Origin of the sequence: Pseudomonas fluorescens (assembly GCF_000967965.1) — a bacterium.
GTDB lineage: Bacteria > Pseudomonadota > Gammaproteobacteria > Pseudomonadales > Pseudomonadaceae > Aquipseudomonas > Aquipseudomonas grandcourensis.
This window is the reverse complement of record NZ_LACC01000031.1, coordinates 34351-50056: the sequence shown is the minus strand read 5'-3', so window position 1 is coordinate 50056 and position 15706 is coordinate 34351. Positions and strand designations below refer to the sequence as shown.

General features: G+C 58.7%; 13 protein-coding genes. 11 read left to right on the top strand and 2 right to left on the bottom strand.

Annotated elements, in window-relative coordinates; all coding sequences use genetic code 11:
* The first annotated feature begins 24 nt into the window (after positions 1-24).
* The 3 genes from acnD (at position 25) to prpD (ending at position 5569) form a co-directional block, all read left to right on the top strand.
* Positions 25-2619, top strand: a complete 2595-nt coding sequence (gene acnD, locus VC35_RS23620; RefSeq protein ID WP_046042904.1) for a Fe/S-dependent 2-methylisocitrate dehydratase AcnD — start codon at positions 25-27, stop codon at positions 2617-2619.
* Between the two features lie 64 nt (positions 2620-2683).
* Entirely contained in the window at positions 2684-3886 is a 1203-nt protein-coding gene (gene prpF / locus VC35_RS23615) for a 2-methylaconitate cis-trans isomerase PrpF (RefSeq protein ID WP_046042903.1), read from the top strand.
* Between the two features lie 198 nt (positions 3887-4084).
* On the top strand, positions 4085-5569 hold the full coding sequence (gene prpD, locus VC35_RS23610) for a 2-methylcitrate dehydratase (RefSeq protein WP_046042901.1): 1485 nt from the start codon (positions 4085-4087) through the stop codon (positions 5567-5569).
* Positions 5570-5686: 117 nt separating this feature from the next.
* On the opposite strand, the gene ppsR is transcribed toward prpD, so the two are convergent.
* Entirely contained in the window at positions 5687-6505 is an 819-nt protein-coding gene (gene ppsR, locus VC35_RS23605) for a posphoenolpyruvate synthetase regulatory kinase/phosphorylase PpsR (RefSeq protein WP_008048584.1), read from the bottom strand.
* 228 nt (positions 6506-6733) lie between these two features.
* Between ppsR and ppsA the strand changes: the two genes are divergently transcribed.
* The 8 genes from ppsA to VC35_RS23565 all read left to right on the top strand — a co-directional run bounded on the left by ppsA (position 6734) and on the right by VC35_RS23565 (position 14860).
* A complete protein-coding gene (gene ppsA / locus VC35_RS23600) occupies positions 6734-9049 on the top strand; it encodes a phosphoenolpyruvate synthase (RefSeq protein ID WP_311132824.1) in 2316 nt (771 codons plus the stop codon).
* A gap of 200 nt (positions 9050-9249) precedes the next feature.
* Entirely contained in the window at positions 9250-10239 is a 990-nt protein-coding gene (locus VC35_RS23595) for an alpha/beta fold hydrolase (protein WP_046042898.1), read from the top strand.
* Between the two features lie 140 nt (positions 10240-10379).
* Positions 10380-10868 carry a ribonuclease E activity regulator RraA gene (rraA, locus tag VC35_RS23590; RefSeq protein WP_172435379.1) on the top strand — a complete coding sequence of 163 codons (489 nt, stop codon included), beginning with the start codon at positions 10380-10382 and terminating at the stop codon, positions 10866-10868.
* 26 nt (positions 10869-10894) lie between these two features.
* Positions 10895-11890, top strand: coding sequence for a zinc transporter ZntB (locus VC35_RS23585; RefSeq protein WP_046042896.1), 996 nt, complete (start codon positions 10895-10897; stop codon positions 11888-11890).
* Positions 11891-11952: 62 nt separating this feature from the next.
* A complete protein-coding gene (locus VC35_RS23580) occupies positions 11953-12201 on the top strand; it encodes a hypothetical protein (RefSeq protein ID WP_008017601.1) in 249 nt (82 codons plus the stop codon).
* Positions 12202-12203: 2 nt separating this feature from the next.
* Entirely contained in the window at positions 12204-13028 is an 825-nt protein-coding gene (locus VC35_RS23575; protein WP_008048604.1) for a mechanosensitive ion channel family protein, read from the top strand.
* 90 nt (positions 13029-13118) lie between these two features.
* The gene (sigX, locus tag VC35_RS23570; protein WP_015096065.1) at positions 13119-13709 is read left to right on the top strand and encodes an RNA polymerase sigma factor SigX; all 591 of its coding nucleotides are present in this window, start codon (positions 13119-13121) and stop codon (positions 13707-13709) included.
* A gap of 107 nt (positions 13710-13816) precedes the next feature.
* A complete protein-coding gene (locus VC35_RS23565; protein WP_046042894.1) occupies positions 13817-14860 on the top strand; it encodes an OmpA family protein in 1044 nt (347 codons plus the stop codon).
* A gap of 73 nt (positions 14861-14933) precedes the next feature.
* Here VC35_RS23565 and cobA read toward each other — a convergent pair whose 3' ends face one another.
* Positions 14934-15698 carry a uroporphyrinogen-III C-methyltransferase gene (gene cobA, locus VC35_RS23560; protein ID WP_046042893.1) on the bottom strand — a complete coding sequence of 255 codons (765 nt, stop codon included), beginning with the start codon at positions 15696-15698 and terminating at the stop codon, positions 14934-14936.
* Positions 15699-15706 lie beyond the last annotated feature (8 nt).

Here is a 15706-nt window from a genome sequence, read left to right as displayed (position 1 = left end):
AACTACCGTGACCGAGTCCTGACGATGAACACTGAATTCCGCAAATCGCTGCCCGGCAGCCACCTGGATTACTTCGACGTCCGCGCGGCAGTCGAGGCGATCCAGCCTGGCGCCTACGACACCCTGCCGTACACCTCCCGTGTGCTGGCGGAAAACCTTGTGCGTCGCTGCGACCCGGCCACGCTCACCGAATCCCTGAAGCAATTCATCGAACGCAAGCGCGACCTCGACTTCCCGTGGTTCCCGGCCCGCGTGGTGTGCCACGATATTCTCGGCCAGACCGCGCTGGTCGACCTCGCCGGCCTGCGTGACGCCATCGCCCTGCAAGGCGGTGACCCTGCGCAAGTCAACCCGGTGGTGCCGACGCAATTGATCGTCGACCACTCCCTGGCCGTCGAGCGCGGTGGTTTCGATCCAGAGGCGTTCGAGAAGAACCGCGCCATCGAAGACCGTCGCAACGAAGACCGTTTCCACTTCATCAACTGGACCAAGAAGGCGTTCAAGAACGTCGACGTGATCCCGCCGGGCAACGGCATCATGCACCAGATCAACCTGGAGAAAATGTCTCCGGTGATCCAGGTGCGTGACGGTGTGGCCTTCCCTGATACCTGCGTCGGCACCGACAGCCACACCCCGCACGTCGATGCGTTGGGCGTGATCGCCATCGGTGTCGGTGGCCTGGAAGCCGAGAGCGTGATGCTCGGCCGCGCATCGTGGATGCGTCTGCCGGAAAGCGTTGGCGTCGAACTGACTGGCAAGCTGCAGCCGGGCATCACCGCCACCGACATGGTGCTGGCGCTGACCGAGTTCCTGCGCAAGCAGAAAGTCGTTGGCGCGTGGCTGGAGTTCTTCGGTGAAGGCGCCTCGGCGCTGACCCTCGGCGACCGCGCAACCATCTCCAACATGGCCCCGGAATACGGCGCCACCGCGGCGATGTTCTACATCGATCAGCAGACCATCGACTACCTCAAGCTCACCGGCCGTGAAGACGAGCAAGTGCAGCTGGTGGAGAACTACGCCAAGCAGACCGGCCTGTGGGCTGACAGCCTCAAAGGCGCGCAATACGAGCGCGGCCTGACCTTCGACCTTTCCTCGGTCGTGCGCAACATGGCTGGCCCGAGCAACCCGCACGCTCGTGTAGCGGTTTCTGATTTGGCGGCCAAAGGCATCTCCGGCCACTGGGATGATGTGCCGGGTCAAATGCCGGACGGCGCGGTGATAATCGCCGCCATCACCAGCTGCACCAATACCAGCAACCCGCGTAACGTGATCGCCGCCGGCCTGCTGGCGCGCAACGCCAACAAGCTTGGCCTGACCCGCAAGCCATGGGTCAAGTCGTCCCTGGCACCGGGTTCGAAAACCGTCGCGCTGTACCTCGACGAAGCTGGCCTGACCGATGAGCTGGACAAACTTGGCTTCGGCGTCGTCGCCTTCGCCTGCACCACCTGCAACGGCATGTCCGGCGCACTGGACCCGGTGATCCAGCAAGAAATCATTGACCGCGACCTGTACGCCACTGCCGTGTTATCCGGTAACCGCAACTTCGACGGTCGGATTCACCCGTACGCCAAGCAAGCGTTCCTGGCTTCGCCGCCATTGGTGGTTGCTTACGCCATTGCCGGTACCATCCGTTTCGACATCGAAAAAGACGTGCTGGGCGTGGTCGACGGCAAGGAAATCCGCCTGAAAGACATCTGGCCGAGCGACGAAGAAATCGACTCGGTGGTGAAGTCCTCGGTGAAACCTGAGCAGTTCCGTCAGGTGTACATTCCGATGTTCGCCATCCACGAAGACACCGGCCCGAAAGTCGCGCCGCTGTACGACTGGCGTGAAATGAGCACCTACATCCGCCGTCCTCCGTACTGGGAAGGCGCGCTGGCCGGCGCTCGTCCGCTCAAGGGCATGCGCCCTCTGGCGGTACTGCCGGACAACATCACCACCGATCACCTGTCACCGTCCAACGCCATCATGCTCGACAGCGCCGCTGGCGAATACCTGGCGAAAATGGGCCTGCCGGAAGAGGACTTCAACTCTTACGCGACTCACCGTGGTGACCACCTGACCGCGCAGCGTGCGACGTTCGCCAACCCGAAACTGTTCAACGAAATGGTTCAGGAAGACGGCAAGGTCAAGCAAGGTTCGCTGGCCCGCGTCGAGCCGGAAGGCAAAGTAATGCGCATGTGGGAGGCCATCGAAACCTACATGGATCGCAAGCAGCCGCTGATCATCATCGCCGGCGCCGACTACGGTCAGGGTTCGTCCCGCGACTGGGCGGCCAAGGGCGTGCGCCTGGCGGGTGTGGAAGCGATTGCCGCCGAAGGTTTCGAGCGCATTCACCGCACCAACCTGGTGGGCATGGGTGTGTTGCCGATGGAATTCAAGCCGGGCACCAACCGCCACACCCTGGCCATCGACGGCAGCGAAACCTACGACGTGATTGGTGAGCGCACCCCGCGTGCCGAACTGACCCTGGTGATCCATCGCAAGAATGGCGAGCGCGTCGATGTGCCGGTGACCTGCCGCCTCGACACCGCCGAAGAAGTGTCGATCTACGAGGCCGGCGGCGTGTTGCAACGCTTCGCCCAGGACTTCCTCGAAGAATCGGCGGTCGCCGTCTAAAACGCTGCACAGACATGGGACTTTGAGTCCCATGTCTGTTTCTAGATCAGGAGTAACGAGCACCATGGCTCACGCAGCTACTTTTCCAAAGCAAATAAGGATACCCGCCACCTACATGCGCGGCGGCACCAGCAAAGGCGTGTTTTTCAGCCTGAAGGATTTGCCTGAAGCGGCACAGGTCCCTGGCCCGGCCCGCGACGCTTTGCTGTTGCGCGTGATCGGCAGTCCCGACCCGTACGACAAACAAATCGATGGCATGGGCGGCGCGACCTCCAGCACCAGCAAAACCGTGATCCTGTCGAAAAGCATCAAGGCCGATCACGATGTCGATTACCTGTTCGGTCAGGTGTCCATCGATAAGCCCTTCGTGGACTGGAGCGGCAACTGCGGCAACCTGTCCGCGGCGGTCGGTTCGTTCGCCGTCAGCAATGGCCTGGTGGACGCCAGTCGCATCCCGCACAGCGGCGTGGCGGTGGTTCGCGTGTGGCAGGCCAATATCGGCAAGACCATCATCGCCCATGTGCCGATCACCAATGGTGAAGTACAGGAAACCGGTGATTTCGAACTCGACGGCGTGACCTTCCCGGCGGCCGAAGTGCAGGTCGAGTTCCTTGATCCGGCGGCGGATGAAGAGGGCGGCGGCGGTTCGATGTTCCCTACCGGCAATCTGGTGGATGACCTGGAAGTGCCCGGCGTCGGTACCTTCAAGGCGACCATGATCAACGCCGGCATCCCGACAATTTTTATCAATGCCGAAGACATCGGCTACAAAGGCACCGAGTTGCAGGGCGCGATCAATGGCGACCCGAAAGCCTTGCTGATGTTCGAAACCATCCGCGCCTACGGCGCATTGCGCATGGGCCTGATTTCCAACATTGACGAAGCGGCCAAACGTCAACACACGCCAAAAGTGGCCTTCGTGGCCAAGCCGGCGGACTACGTTTCGTCCAGCGGCAAAGCTATTGCGGCAGGCGATGTCGACCTGCTGGTGCGTGCGCTATCCATGGGCAAGCTGCACCACGCAATGATGGGCACGGCGGCAGTGGCGATCGGCACGGCGGCAGCGATCACCGGCACTCTGGTTAACCTCGCAGCAGGTGGCACCGAACGCAACGCGGTGCGCTTCGGCCACCCGTCCGGCACCTTGCGCGTCGGCGCCGAGGCCAGCCAGGTCAACGGCGAGTGGACTGTGAACAAGGCGATCATGAGCCGCAGTGCGCGGGTGTTGATGGAAGGGTTTGTGCGGGTGCCGGGGGATTCTTTCTAAGATCACCCAAACCCTGTGGGAGCGAACTTGCTCGCGATGGGGCCAACTCATTCAATACATGTGTTGGCTGATGCACCGCCATCGCGAGCAAGCTCGCTCCCACAGTGGACTGCATTTCAAGAATAAGAATTTGTCATTGACTGAGAATGCCCTGAACCGAGGTCCCATTAACGACCCACTTCATAGAGTGAATCGAACATGAGCGCCAACGTCGACCTGAACAACCGCCCCGACTACGACAAGGTCCTGCAGGATATTGCCGATTACGTCCTCAACTACAAGATCGAGTCAAAAGAAGCGCTGGATACCGCGCGCAACTGCCTGATCGATACCTTGGGTTGCGGCCTGCTGGCCCTGCGTTTTCCCGAGTGCACCAAGCACTTGGGGCCAGTGGTGGAAGGCACCGTCGTGCCGTTCGGCGCCCGTGTGCCGGGGACCAGTTACCGACTCGATCCGGTGAAGGCGGCGTGGGACATCGGCTGCATTGTGCGCTGGCTCGACTACAACGACACCTGGCTCGCGGCGGAGTGGGGGCATCCGTCGGACAACCTCGGCGGTATTCTCGCGGTAGCCGACCATTTATCACAAAAGCACCTGGCTAATGGCGTGGCACCGCTGACCGTGCGTACAGTGCTTGAAGCGATGATCATGGCCCATGAGATTCAGGGCGTGATCGCGCTGGAAAACTCGTTCAACCGTGTCGGCCTCGATCACGTCATCCTGGTGAAGGTCGCCTCAACCGCAGTCACCGCCAAACTGATGGGCGCCAATCGCGAGCAGTTGTTGTCGGCGTTGTCCCACGCTTTTGCTGACGGTCAAGCGTTGCGCACGTATCGGCATGCACCGAATGCGGGTTCGCGTAAATCCTGGGCGGCGGGGGATGCGTCCAGTCGTGGCGTGCGTTTGGCGGACATAGCGATGCGCGGCGAGATGGGCATTCCCGGTGTGTTGAGTGCCAGGCAGTGGGGGTTTTACGACGTGTTGTTCAGCCATGCCAACAATGATCTGGCACTCAAGCCTGAAGACAAACGTGCTTTCAGTTTTTCGCGGCCGTACGGTAGTTATGTGATGGAAAACGTGTTGTTCAAGATCAGCTTTCCGGCCGAGTTCCATGCACAAACGGCCTGTGAGGCGGCGGTGATCCTGCACCCGCAGGTGCGCAATCGCCTGCATGAAATCGACAGGATCGTCATCACCACTCACGAGTCGGCGATTCGCATCATTTCCAAGGTCGGCCCACTGGCCAATGCCGCTGATCGCGATCACTGCATCCAGTACATGACTGCTGTACCGCTGGCCTTCGGCAATCTGGTTGCCGAGTATTACGAAGATGATTTCCACAAGACACACCCGATCATCGATGTGCTGCGCGACAAAATGGTGATTGTTGAGGAACCGCGTTTCACCCGTGAGTATCTGGAGCCCGACAAGCGCTCCATTGCCAACGCGGTGCAGGTATTTTTCAAGGATGGGTCCAGCACTGAGAACGTGGTAGTGGAGTACCCGATTGGCCATCGTCGGCGTCGGGTGGAAGGCATTCCGTTGCTGGAGGACAAGTTCAGGGCGAACTTGCTGACAAGATTCACCGGGCAGCGCAGTGAGGAGATTTTTTCACTGTGCAAGGATCAGCAGAAGCTTGAGGCAACACCGGTGAACCGGTTTGTGGATTTGTTTGTTATCTAGGAGACCGCGTTATCGTTTAATCGCGAGCAGGCTCGCTCCTACAGGGGATCTGCGGTGGACACAAATCAACTGTGGGAGCGAGCTTGCTTGCGATGAGGCCGAACAGACAATAAAGAACTATTTAAACCGCCGCTCCACACCTTTCTCCACGAGAATTTTCGCGGAGATTTCTTCCACGGAAAAATGCGTGGAGTTGATGTTCGGGATGTTTTCGCGGCGGAACAGGTTTTCCACCTCGCGAACCTCGAACTCGCACTGGGCGTAGCTCGAGTAACGGCTGTTGGGCTTGCGCTCGTTGCGGATCGCGGTGAGGCGGTCCGGGTCGATGGTCAGGCCGAACAGCTTGTGCTGGTGAGCGCGCAGGGCGGATGGCAGTTGCAGGCGTTCCATGTCGTCTTCGGTCAGCGGGTAGTTGGCTGCGCGGATACCGAATTGCATCGCCATGTACAGGCACGTCGGCGTCTTACCACATCGCGACACGCCCACTAGTATCAGGTCGGCCTTGTCGTAATAGTGCGTGCGGGCGCCGTCGTCGTTGTCGAGGGCGAAGTTAACGGCCTCGATACGCTCCATGTAATTGGTGTTGGCGCCGATAGAGTGGGACTTGCCCACGGTGTAGGAAGAATGCTCGGTCAGTTCCTGTTCAAGTGGTGCCAGGAACGTCGAGAAAATGTCGATCATGAAACCATTCGAGGTTGCGAGAATCTCACGAATGTCCTGATTGACGATGGTGTCGAAGATTATCGGACGGAAGCCGTCGGTTTCGGCGGCTTTGTTGATTTGTTGTACCATGGCCCGCGCTTTGTCCACGTTGTCGATGTACGGCCGCGTGACCTTGCTGAAGGTAATGTTTTCGAACTGCGCCAGAAGGCTTTGACCCAGGGTTTCGGCGGTAATGCCGGTACCATCGGAGATAAAGAAAGCAGATCGTTTCATTTGCACCTTGGGCCTTAAGCTAGTAACGAATCTTGGATATGATAGGCGCGATTTGCCGGCCGCCATTGGCCCGCATTCTCACTTATTTTCCAGGTCCAGGCCATATAGCCGGTAAATGCTCACTTAAGCAGCCGGTTTCTGAGCTTTTCCAACACAGTTAGTGGAGAGATCACCTTGGTAGAGTACGTAGTTTCCCTCGACAAGCTCGGCAAAGACGACGTTGAGCACGTGGGGGGCAAGAACGCATCCCTGGGCGAGATGATCAGCAACCTGGCAGGTGCCGGTGTATCGGTGCCCGGTGGCTTCGCCACGACCGCTCAGGCGTATCGTGATTTCCTGGAACTGAGCGGCCTGAATCAGCAGATTCACGACGCGCTCGATGCCCTTGACGTCGATGACGTGAATGCCCTGGCCAAGACCGGTGCCCAGATCCGCCAATGGATCATGGAAGCCGAGTTCCCTGAAAAATTGAATGCCGAAATCCGTACCGCGTTCGCCACGCTGTCCGCCGGCAACCCTGACGTGGCCGTGGCCGTGCGTTCTTCCGCTACCGCTGAAGACTTGCCCGACGCTTCCTTCGCCGGCCAGCAGGAAACCTTCCTGAACATCCGTGGTGTGGAAAACGTCATTCGCGCCGCCAAAGAGGTGTTCGCCTCGCTGTTCAACGACCGTGCCATTTCCTATCGCGTGCACCAGGGCTTCGACCACAAGCTGGTAGCCCTGTCCGCTGGCGTGCAGCGCATGGTCCGTTCCGAAACCGGCACCGCCGGCGTGATGTTCACCCTCGATACCGAATCGGGCTTCCGTGACGTGGTGTTCATCACCGGCGCTTACGGCCTGGGTGAAACCGTCGTACAAGGCGCGGTGAACCCGGATGAGTTCTACGTCCACAAGGGCACGCTGGCTGCCGGTCGCCCGGCGATCCTGCGTCGCAACCTGGGCAGCAAGGCCATCAAGATGATCTACGGCGACGAGGCCAAGGCCGGTCGTTCGGTCAAGACCGTCGACGTGGACAAGGCTGAGCGCGCACGTTTCTGCCTGACCGACGCTGAAGTCAGCGAACTGGCCAAGCAGGCGATGATCATCGAGAAGCACTACAAGTGCCCGATGGACATCGAGTGGGCCAAGGACGGTGACGACGGCAAGCTGTACATCGTGCAGGCCCGTCCGGAAACCGTGAAGAGCCGCACCCAGGCCAACGTCATGGAACGTTACCTGTTGAAAGAAACCGGCACCGTGCTGGTGGAAGGCCGTGCCATTGGCCAGCGCATCGGCGCCGGCAAGGTCCGCATCATCAAGGACGTGTCCGAGATGGACAAGGTCCAGCCAGGCGACGTACTGGTTTCCGACATGACCGACCCGGACTGGGAGCCGGTCATGAAGCGCGCCAGCGCCATCGTCACCAACCGTGGCGGCCGTACGTGCCACGCGGCGATCATCGCCCGTGAGCTGGGTATTCCTGCGGTAGTAGGTTGTGGCAACGCCACCCAGCTGTTGAAAGACGGCCAGGGCGTGACTGTTTCCTGTGCTGAAGGCGACACCGGTTTCATCTTCGAAGGCGAACTGGGCTTCGACATCAAGAAGAACTCCGTGGACGCCATGCCGGATCTGCCGTTCAAGATCATGATGAACGTCGGCAACCCGGACCGCGCCTTCGACTTCGCGCAGCTGCCGAACGCCGGTGTGGGCCTGGCCCGTCTGGAATTTATCATCAACCGCATGATCGGTGTTCACCCGAAAGCGCTGTTGAACTACGACGGTCTGCCGCAGGACATCAAGGACAGCGTCGACAAGCGCATCGCCGGTTACGACGATCCGGTCGGCTTCTATGTCGACAAGCTGGTTGAAGGCATCAGCACCCTGGCCGCTGCGTTCACCCCGAAAAAGGTCATCGTGCGTCTGTCGGACTTCAAGTCCAACGAATACGCCAACCTGATCGGCGGCAAGCTCTACGAGCCGGAAGAAGAAAACCCGATGCTGGGCTTCCGCGGTGCTTCGCGTTACATCAGCGAATCGTTCCGTGACTGCTTCGAGCTCGAATGCCGCGCCCTCAAGCGCGTGCGCAACGAGATGGGCCTGACCAACGTCGAAATCATGGTGCCGTTCGTCCGTACATTGGGCGAAGCTAGCCAAGTGATCGATCTGTTGGCCGAAAATGGCCTGGCCCGCGGCGAGAATGGCCTGCGCATCATCATGATGTGCGAACTGCCGTCCAACGCGATCCTCGCTGAAGAATTCCTCGAGTTCTTCGACGGCTTCTCCATCGGTTCCAACGACCTGACCCAGCTGACCCTGGGCCTGGACCGTGACTCCGGGATCATCGCGCACCTGTTCGACGAGCGTAATCCGGCGGTCAAGAAGCTGCTGGCCAACGCGATTCAGGCCTGCAACAAGGCTGGCAAGTACATCGGCATATGTGGTCAGGGGCCTTCGGACCACCCGGACCTGGCCAAGTGGCTGATGGAGCAGGGCATTGAAAGCGTTTCGTTGAACCCGGACTCCGTACTGGAAACCTGGTTCTTCCTGGCGGAAGGTCAGGCGTAGGCTTGATCCTGTAGGAGCGAGCCTGCTCGCGATGGACTGCAGAACACCGCGTTTTTTTCAGAATGAACGCGTCATCGTTGGCGACCATCGCGAGCAGGCTCGCTCCTACAATGATTGGCAGCGTGGTCGGTGAACGCTGCCTTTAAGATTCAAGCAGGGCGGGCTCCATCTGGATGCCGCCCTTTTTTGTGCAAGAGATTATGCAAAGCAGCAGCAACCTATTTCCTGTCGCCCTGATCAGCGCCGAACGGCGCGGTGATCTGAGCGAAGATGTCTATCGTTTGAAACCCGGTAACAGCCCCGACTTCACCGTCGAACTGGCTGTGACACGCCTTGGCATGGCCGATGGGTCGTCCTCCCGTGGTGTGCCGGTGATCCTGCTACACGGCAGCTTTTCCAATCGCCGGTTCTGGTTTTCTCCCAAGGGCCTGGGGTTGGGTGCTTACCTGGCCCGCCTGGGGTTCGACGTCTGGATTCCGGAAATGCGCGGTCACGGCCTGTCCCAGCGTAACCACGACTACCGCAAGAACCGTGTCGCCGACTACGCACGCTATGACCTGCCGGCCATTGGCGCGTTCGTGCGCGAACAGAGCGGGCAGGTGCCGCACTGGATCGGTCACTCGCTGGGCGGTACTACGTTGGCCGCAGCGTTGGGTGGCGAGTACATCGGTGAGCCGGTCGTGGCCTCGGCGGCGTTTTTCGGTACACAAGTCAGCCGCACCTACTGGCCATTGAAGATTCCGCCGGTGGAGTGGAGTGGTCGCTTCATTCTCAAGCGTTTTGCCCAGTTGTCCGGTTCAAGGCTCAAGCGCGGTCCGGAGGACGAGCCCATCGGCCTGGCCCTGGAAAGCATGCGCTGGTTTGGCTTGTTCGGGCGCTTCGGCGATGCCGACAAGGACTGGTGGGCAGGCCTGGCCGAGGTCAAGTTGCCCGTATTGGCGGTCAGTGCCGCGGGTGATCATCAGGACCCGGCCTGGGCGTGTCGCAAGCTGTTCGAGCAGTTCGGTTCCGAGCACAAGCAATTCATCAATCTGGGGCGCGAGCAGGGCTTCGGCGACAATTTCGGTCACGTGGAAATGCTCGTCAGCAAGGCAGCCCAGGCTGAAGTCTGGCCTTTGGTGACGCGCTGGTTGGCCGATCAGCAGACACCTTTGCCGGGCGCGCAACAGGATTTGGCCGCGGCAATCTGAGCCTGACGCTCTAACAAGGGCATTTCGCTCTGGTCGGCTTGCGGCTAAGATATGACGCATTGAGCTGTTCTGGTCACTTTGCGTGGCTGAGCCATCACTGATGTTCGTGCTGTCTTCCTCTTCACAGGAGTTTCTCGATGATCCATTACCTCACGCCTGACCTGTGCGATGCCTATCCGGAACTGGTGCAGGTGCTGGAACCGATGTTCAGCAATTTCGGCGGCCGTGATTCCTTCGGTGGCGAAATCGTGACCATCAAATGCTTCGAGGACAACTCGCTGGTCAAGGAGCAAGTCGAGCTCAAGGGCGATGGCAAGGTCCTGGTGGTCGATGGCGGGGGCTCTCTGCGCCGTGCGCTGCTGGGTGACATGCTCGCCGAGAAAGCGGCCAAGAATGGCTGGGAAGGCCTGGTGATCTACGGTTGCATCCGTGACGTCGACGTCATCGCGCAAACCGACCTGGGGGTTCAGGCACTGGCCAGCCACCCAATGAAAACCGACAAGCGCGGTATCGGCGATCTCAACGTTGCCGTGACCTTCGCTGGCGTGACCTTCCACCCGGGCCATTACATCTATGCGGACAACAACGGCGTGATCATCTCGCCCAGCCCGCTGAAAATGCCTGAATAAAGCGCGGGTCGACCAAAGGAGTGCGGATGTTCGAGGAAGAAAACGCGCAATGGGGGCTGGTGCATGCCCTGGTACTGGACGGTAAAGGCGGCGCGCGTTCGATTGCCCGGACTGAACTCGATGACTTGCAGCTGCAGGCCCATGAAAGCCTGTGGCTGCACTGGGATCGCAGTCATCCGCAAACCCGGACCTGGTTGCGCAAATCCAGCGGTCTTAGCGAATTCAGCTGTGACCTGTTACTCGAAGAAAACACCCGTCCGCGACTTTTACAGCTTTCCGACAGCGAACTGCTGCTATTTTTGCGCGGGGTCAATCTGAACCCCGGTGCCGAGCCGGAAGACATGGTGTCGGTGCGGATCTTCGGCTCTGCCCAGCGTGTCATTTCCCTGCGTTTGCGTCCGTTGCGTGCCACCGATGAACTGCTGGTGCAACTGTCCGAGGGCAAGGGGCCGAAAACCGCCTCCGAACTCATCCTTTGCATGGCGCAGTACCTCACCAACAAGGTGCAGGATCTGGTCAGCTGTCTCTCGGAAGTGGTCGATGAGGAAGAAGAAAAACTGGATGCCGACGAACGGTATACTCCTGAGCACGGATCGGTTTTGCAGATTCGTCGCCGGGCGGCTGCGTTGAAGCGCTTTCTTGCTCCGCAGCGGGACATTTTCGGGCAGTTGACGCGAATCAAGTTGCCCTGGTTCGTCGAGGATGATGGTGATTACTGGAACGAATTGAACAACAGCCTGACTCGTTATCTTGAAGAGCTGGAATTGACCCGGGAGCGAGTGGGGCTGGTTCTGGAGGCTGAGGACCGTCGCTTGAGCGTGCGCATGAACCGCACGATGTATCGCTTCGGGATCATCACCGGGATCTTTTTGCCGATGAGTTTTCTGACCGGGCTTTTGGGGATCAACGTCGGTGGAATTCCATTCTCTGCCAGCCCTTACGGCTTTCTGATCGCCTGCCTGATGATGGTCTTGGTGGCGCTGGGGCAGTGGTGGTTGTTCCGACGTTTGCGCTGGGTCTGAGGGAAACCATGTGACCCGACCAAATCTGACCGCGTCTCCCACAGACATCACGAGAGGTGCGTATGCACGATCCGTTTGAACAGTCTTTACGCGACATGCTCAACGCCTCACCGTCCACCCGGGACGACGATGCGTGCCTGGGGCGTGTGCTGAAAACCGCCAACCGCCAGGTCGGCGCCGGTGATTTGTTCAGTCTGCTGGGGCGCTGGTTGCCCGCACTGATGATCGCCCTCAACAACGGATCGGCCCATGTCGCGCCGGTATCCCGTCTTCGTAAACCTACTGCTCGCACTGCTGATAAGGCTGATTGAATATGGAACTTGATCTCTGGACTCAGAGCCTCGTCACTGCAATGACTGCGTTGTGGACCAAGGTTGCGAACTTCATTCCGAACCTCTTCGGCGCACTGGTTGTGCTGCTGTTGGGTTTTGTCGTGGCCAAGCTGCTGGACACCTTGCTCTCCAAGTTGCTCGCCAAATTGGGCCTTGACCGCTTGATGGGCGGCACCGGCCTGACCAAATTGCTGTCCCGCGCAGGGTTGCAAGTTCCTATTTCGACCCTGATCGGCAAGATCGTCTATTGGTTCGTTCTGCTTATTTTTCTGGTTTCTGCGGCAGAATCTCTTGGCCTTGAGCGAGTTTCAGCTACGCTGGACATGCTTGCGCTGTATTTGCCGAAGGTATTCGGCGCGGCGCTGGTGTTGCTGGTAGGTGTGCTGCTGGCGCAACTGGCCAACGGACTGGTGCGCGGAGCAGCAGAAGGCGTGGGTCTGGACTATGCTTCAGGGCTTGGGCGGATTGCCCAGGGCTTGGTGATCATCATTAGTATTTCGGTTGCGATCAGCCAGTTGGAGGTCAAGACTGACCTGCTCAACCATGTGATCGTGATTGTGTTGATAACCGTTGGTCTGGCGGTAGCGCTGGCCATGGGGTTGGGAAGCCGGGAAATTGCCGGCCAGATTCTTGCGGGAATCTACGTGCGTGAGCTGTACCAGGTTGGGCAACAAGTGCGGGTTGGCGAGGTCGAAGGCCAGATCGAAGAGATCGGCACGGTTAAAACCACATTGCTGACCGATGAGGGTGAGCTAGTCTCTCTTTCCAATCGGATTCTCCTTGAGCAGCATGTGAGTAGCCGCTAACCCGGCAAACCCTGCTAATGTATGCCGCCGCAAAATGCCTGCTCACGCTGGCAGCGGCGGACATTGACCTGACTGTCGGCCCGACTTGTTTTGAATAAAGCCCAATCGTTATCCATGCGCTACGACCCCCGCGAGCTCTCTGATGAGGAGTTGGTCGCGCGCTCGCATACCGAGCTGTTTCACGTAACACGCGCTTATGAAGAACTGATGCGGCGTTACCAGCGAACATTATTTAACGTGTGCGCACGCTATCTCGGGAACGATCGCGACGCAGACGATGTCTGTCAGGAGGTCATGTTGAAGGTGCTGTATGGCCTGAAGAACTTCGAAGGTAAATCGAAGTTCAAGACATGGCTATATAGCATCACGTACAACGAGTGCATCACACAGTATCGGAAGGAAAGGCGAAAGCGTCGCTTGATGGACGCATTGAGTCTTGACCCCCTCGAGGAAGCGTCCGAAGAAAAGACGCCGAAACCTGAGGAAAAGGGTGGACTTGATCGCTGGTTGGTGTATGTGAACCCGATTGACCGGGAAATTCTGGTGCTACGATTTGTCGCAGAGCTGGAGTTTCAGGAGATCGCAGACATCATGCATATGGGTTTGAGTGCAACAAAAATGCGGTACAAACGCGCTCTAGATAAATTGCGTGAGAAATTTGCAGGCATTGCTGAAACTTAGTTCAGCGCAAATATCTCTTACGTGTAGGCAAGTTCTGTTAGACTTGCCGCCGAGTTGTCCCCCGGTTTGCGGGACTGCTTCACAATCACCAGATGGGGATTTAACGGATGAAACTGAAAAACACCTTGGGCTTGGCCATTGGTACTCTTATTGCCGCTACTTCGTTCGGCGCATTGGCACAAGGCCAAGGCGCAGTTGAAGGCGAGCTCAACTACGGGAAGAAGTACAACGACAGCGTTAACAACGTTGAAGACGGCTACACTCCTGGCGCCTCCATCGGTTACTTCTTGACCGACGACGTATCGTTGAACTTGACCTACAACAATGACGACCACACCCGTTCGAACAACGGTACTGGTAATCAGAAAATCGAAGGCGACCAGTTCGGTCTGAACGCTCAGTACCACTTCAACAACGCTGGCGACGCTCTGCGTCCTTACGTTCAAGGTGGTGTTAAGCACGGCAGCATGACCAACGTAGCCGCTGACGGCCACACCGGTCGTGACCAGTCGACTTTCCTGACTGCTGGCGCTGGCCTGAAGTACTACTTCCTGGAAAACGTCTACGCTCGTGCTGGCGTAGAAGCTGACTACAAGCTGGACAACGGCCGTTGGGACTACATCCCGTCCGTAGGTCTGGGTGTTAACTTCGGTGGCGGCAACAAGCCTGTCGCTGCAGCTCCAGCTCCAGAAGTTTGCTCCGACAGCGACAACGACGGCGTTTGCGACAACGTTGACAAGTGCCCTGACACCCCAGCCAACGTAACTGTTGACGCTGATGGCTGCCCAGCTGTTGCTGAAGTCGTTCGTGTAGAGCTGGACGTGAAGTTCGACTTCGACAAGTCGGTAGTCAAGCCAAACAGCTACGGCGACATCAAGAACCTGGCTGACTTCATGAAGCAGTACCCATCCACCACCACTACTGTTGAAGGTCACACTGACTCCGTCGGTCCTGACGCTTACAACCAGAAACTGTCCGAGCGTCGTGCAAGCGCCGTTAAGCAAGTTCTGACCAACCAGTACGGTGTTGAGTCGTCCCGCGTTCAGTCCGTTGGCTACGGCGAATCCCGCCCAGTTGCTGACAACAAAACTGAAGCTGGTCGCGCTGTTAACCGTCGCGTAGAAGCGCAGGTTGAAGCTCAAGCTAAGTAATTAGCTCGCAGCTCTGAAAAGCCCGGCTCAGGCCGGGCTTTTCTTTGTCTGCGATTTGGTGAAACAGCTGAAACTACGCTGACTGATCCGCCGCCATCACAGGCAAATCATGCTCCCACAGGGATTGAGTTGCACTGGCTGCCACTGCGCCGATCACCAGTATGGCAGGGCTTTTCAGCTGGAATCTGTAGGCCGCTTCATCCATTTCTGTAAGAGTGCTCCGACATTCCCGTTGATGGGGCAAGGAAGCATTTTCAATCATGGCCACGGGCGTATCCGTCGCCATGCCACCGGCCATTAGCTGCTCACGGATTTCACCGAGCTTGGCCACTCCCATGTAAATCACCAATGTCGTTCCGCCTTGAGCCAGTGCCTGCCAGTTCAATTGGCTGTCGTCCTGGGTGTGTGCGGTGACCAGCGTGACACCACGGGCGACACCGCGCAAAGTCAGCGGAATATCGCATTGCGTTGCCCCCGCCAGCCCGGCAGTGATGCCGTTGACCAACTCGGCTTCGACCCCACGCTCACGCAACCACTGCGCTTCTTCACCACCTCGACCGAAAATGCACGGATCTCCGCCCTTGAGCCGGGCCACGCATTTACCCTGCCGGGCATAACGAAGCATCAGGCGATGGATGAACGCTTGCGGGGTGGAGCGGCAGCCACCGCGCTTGCCCACCGGGATGATCCGTGCCCCGGGGCAATGCTCGAGTACCGCGACATTGACCAGGTCATCGATCAGCACCACATCAGCCTCGCGCAAGGCGCGTACCGCTTTCAACGTGAGCAACTCCGGATCACCCGGGCCCGCACCTACCAGCCAGACTTTTGCACTCATAGTGTTTT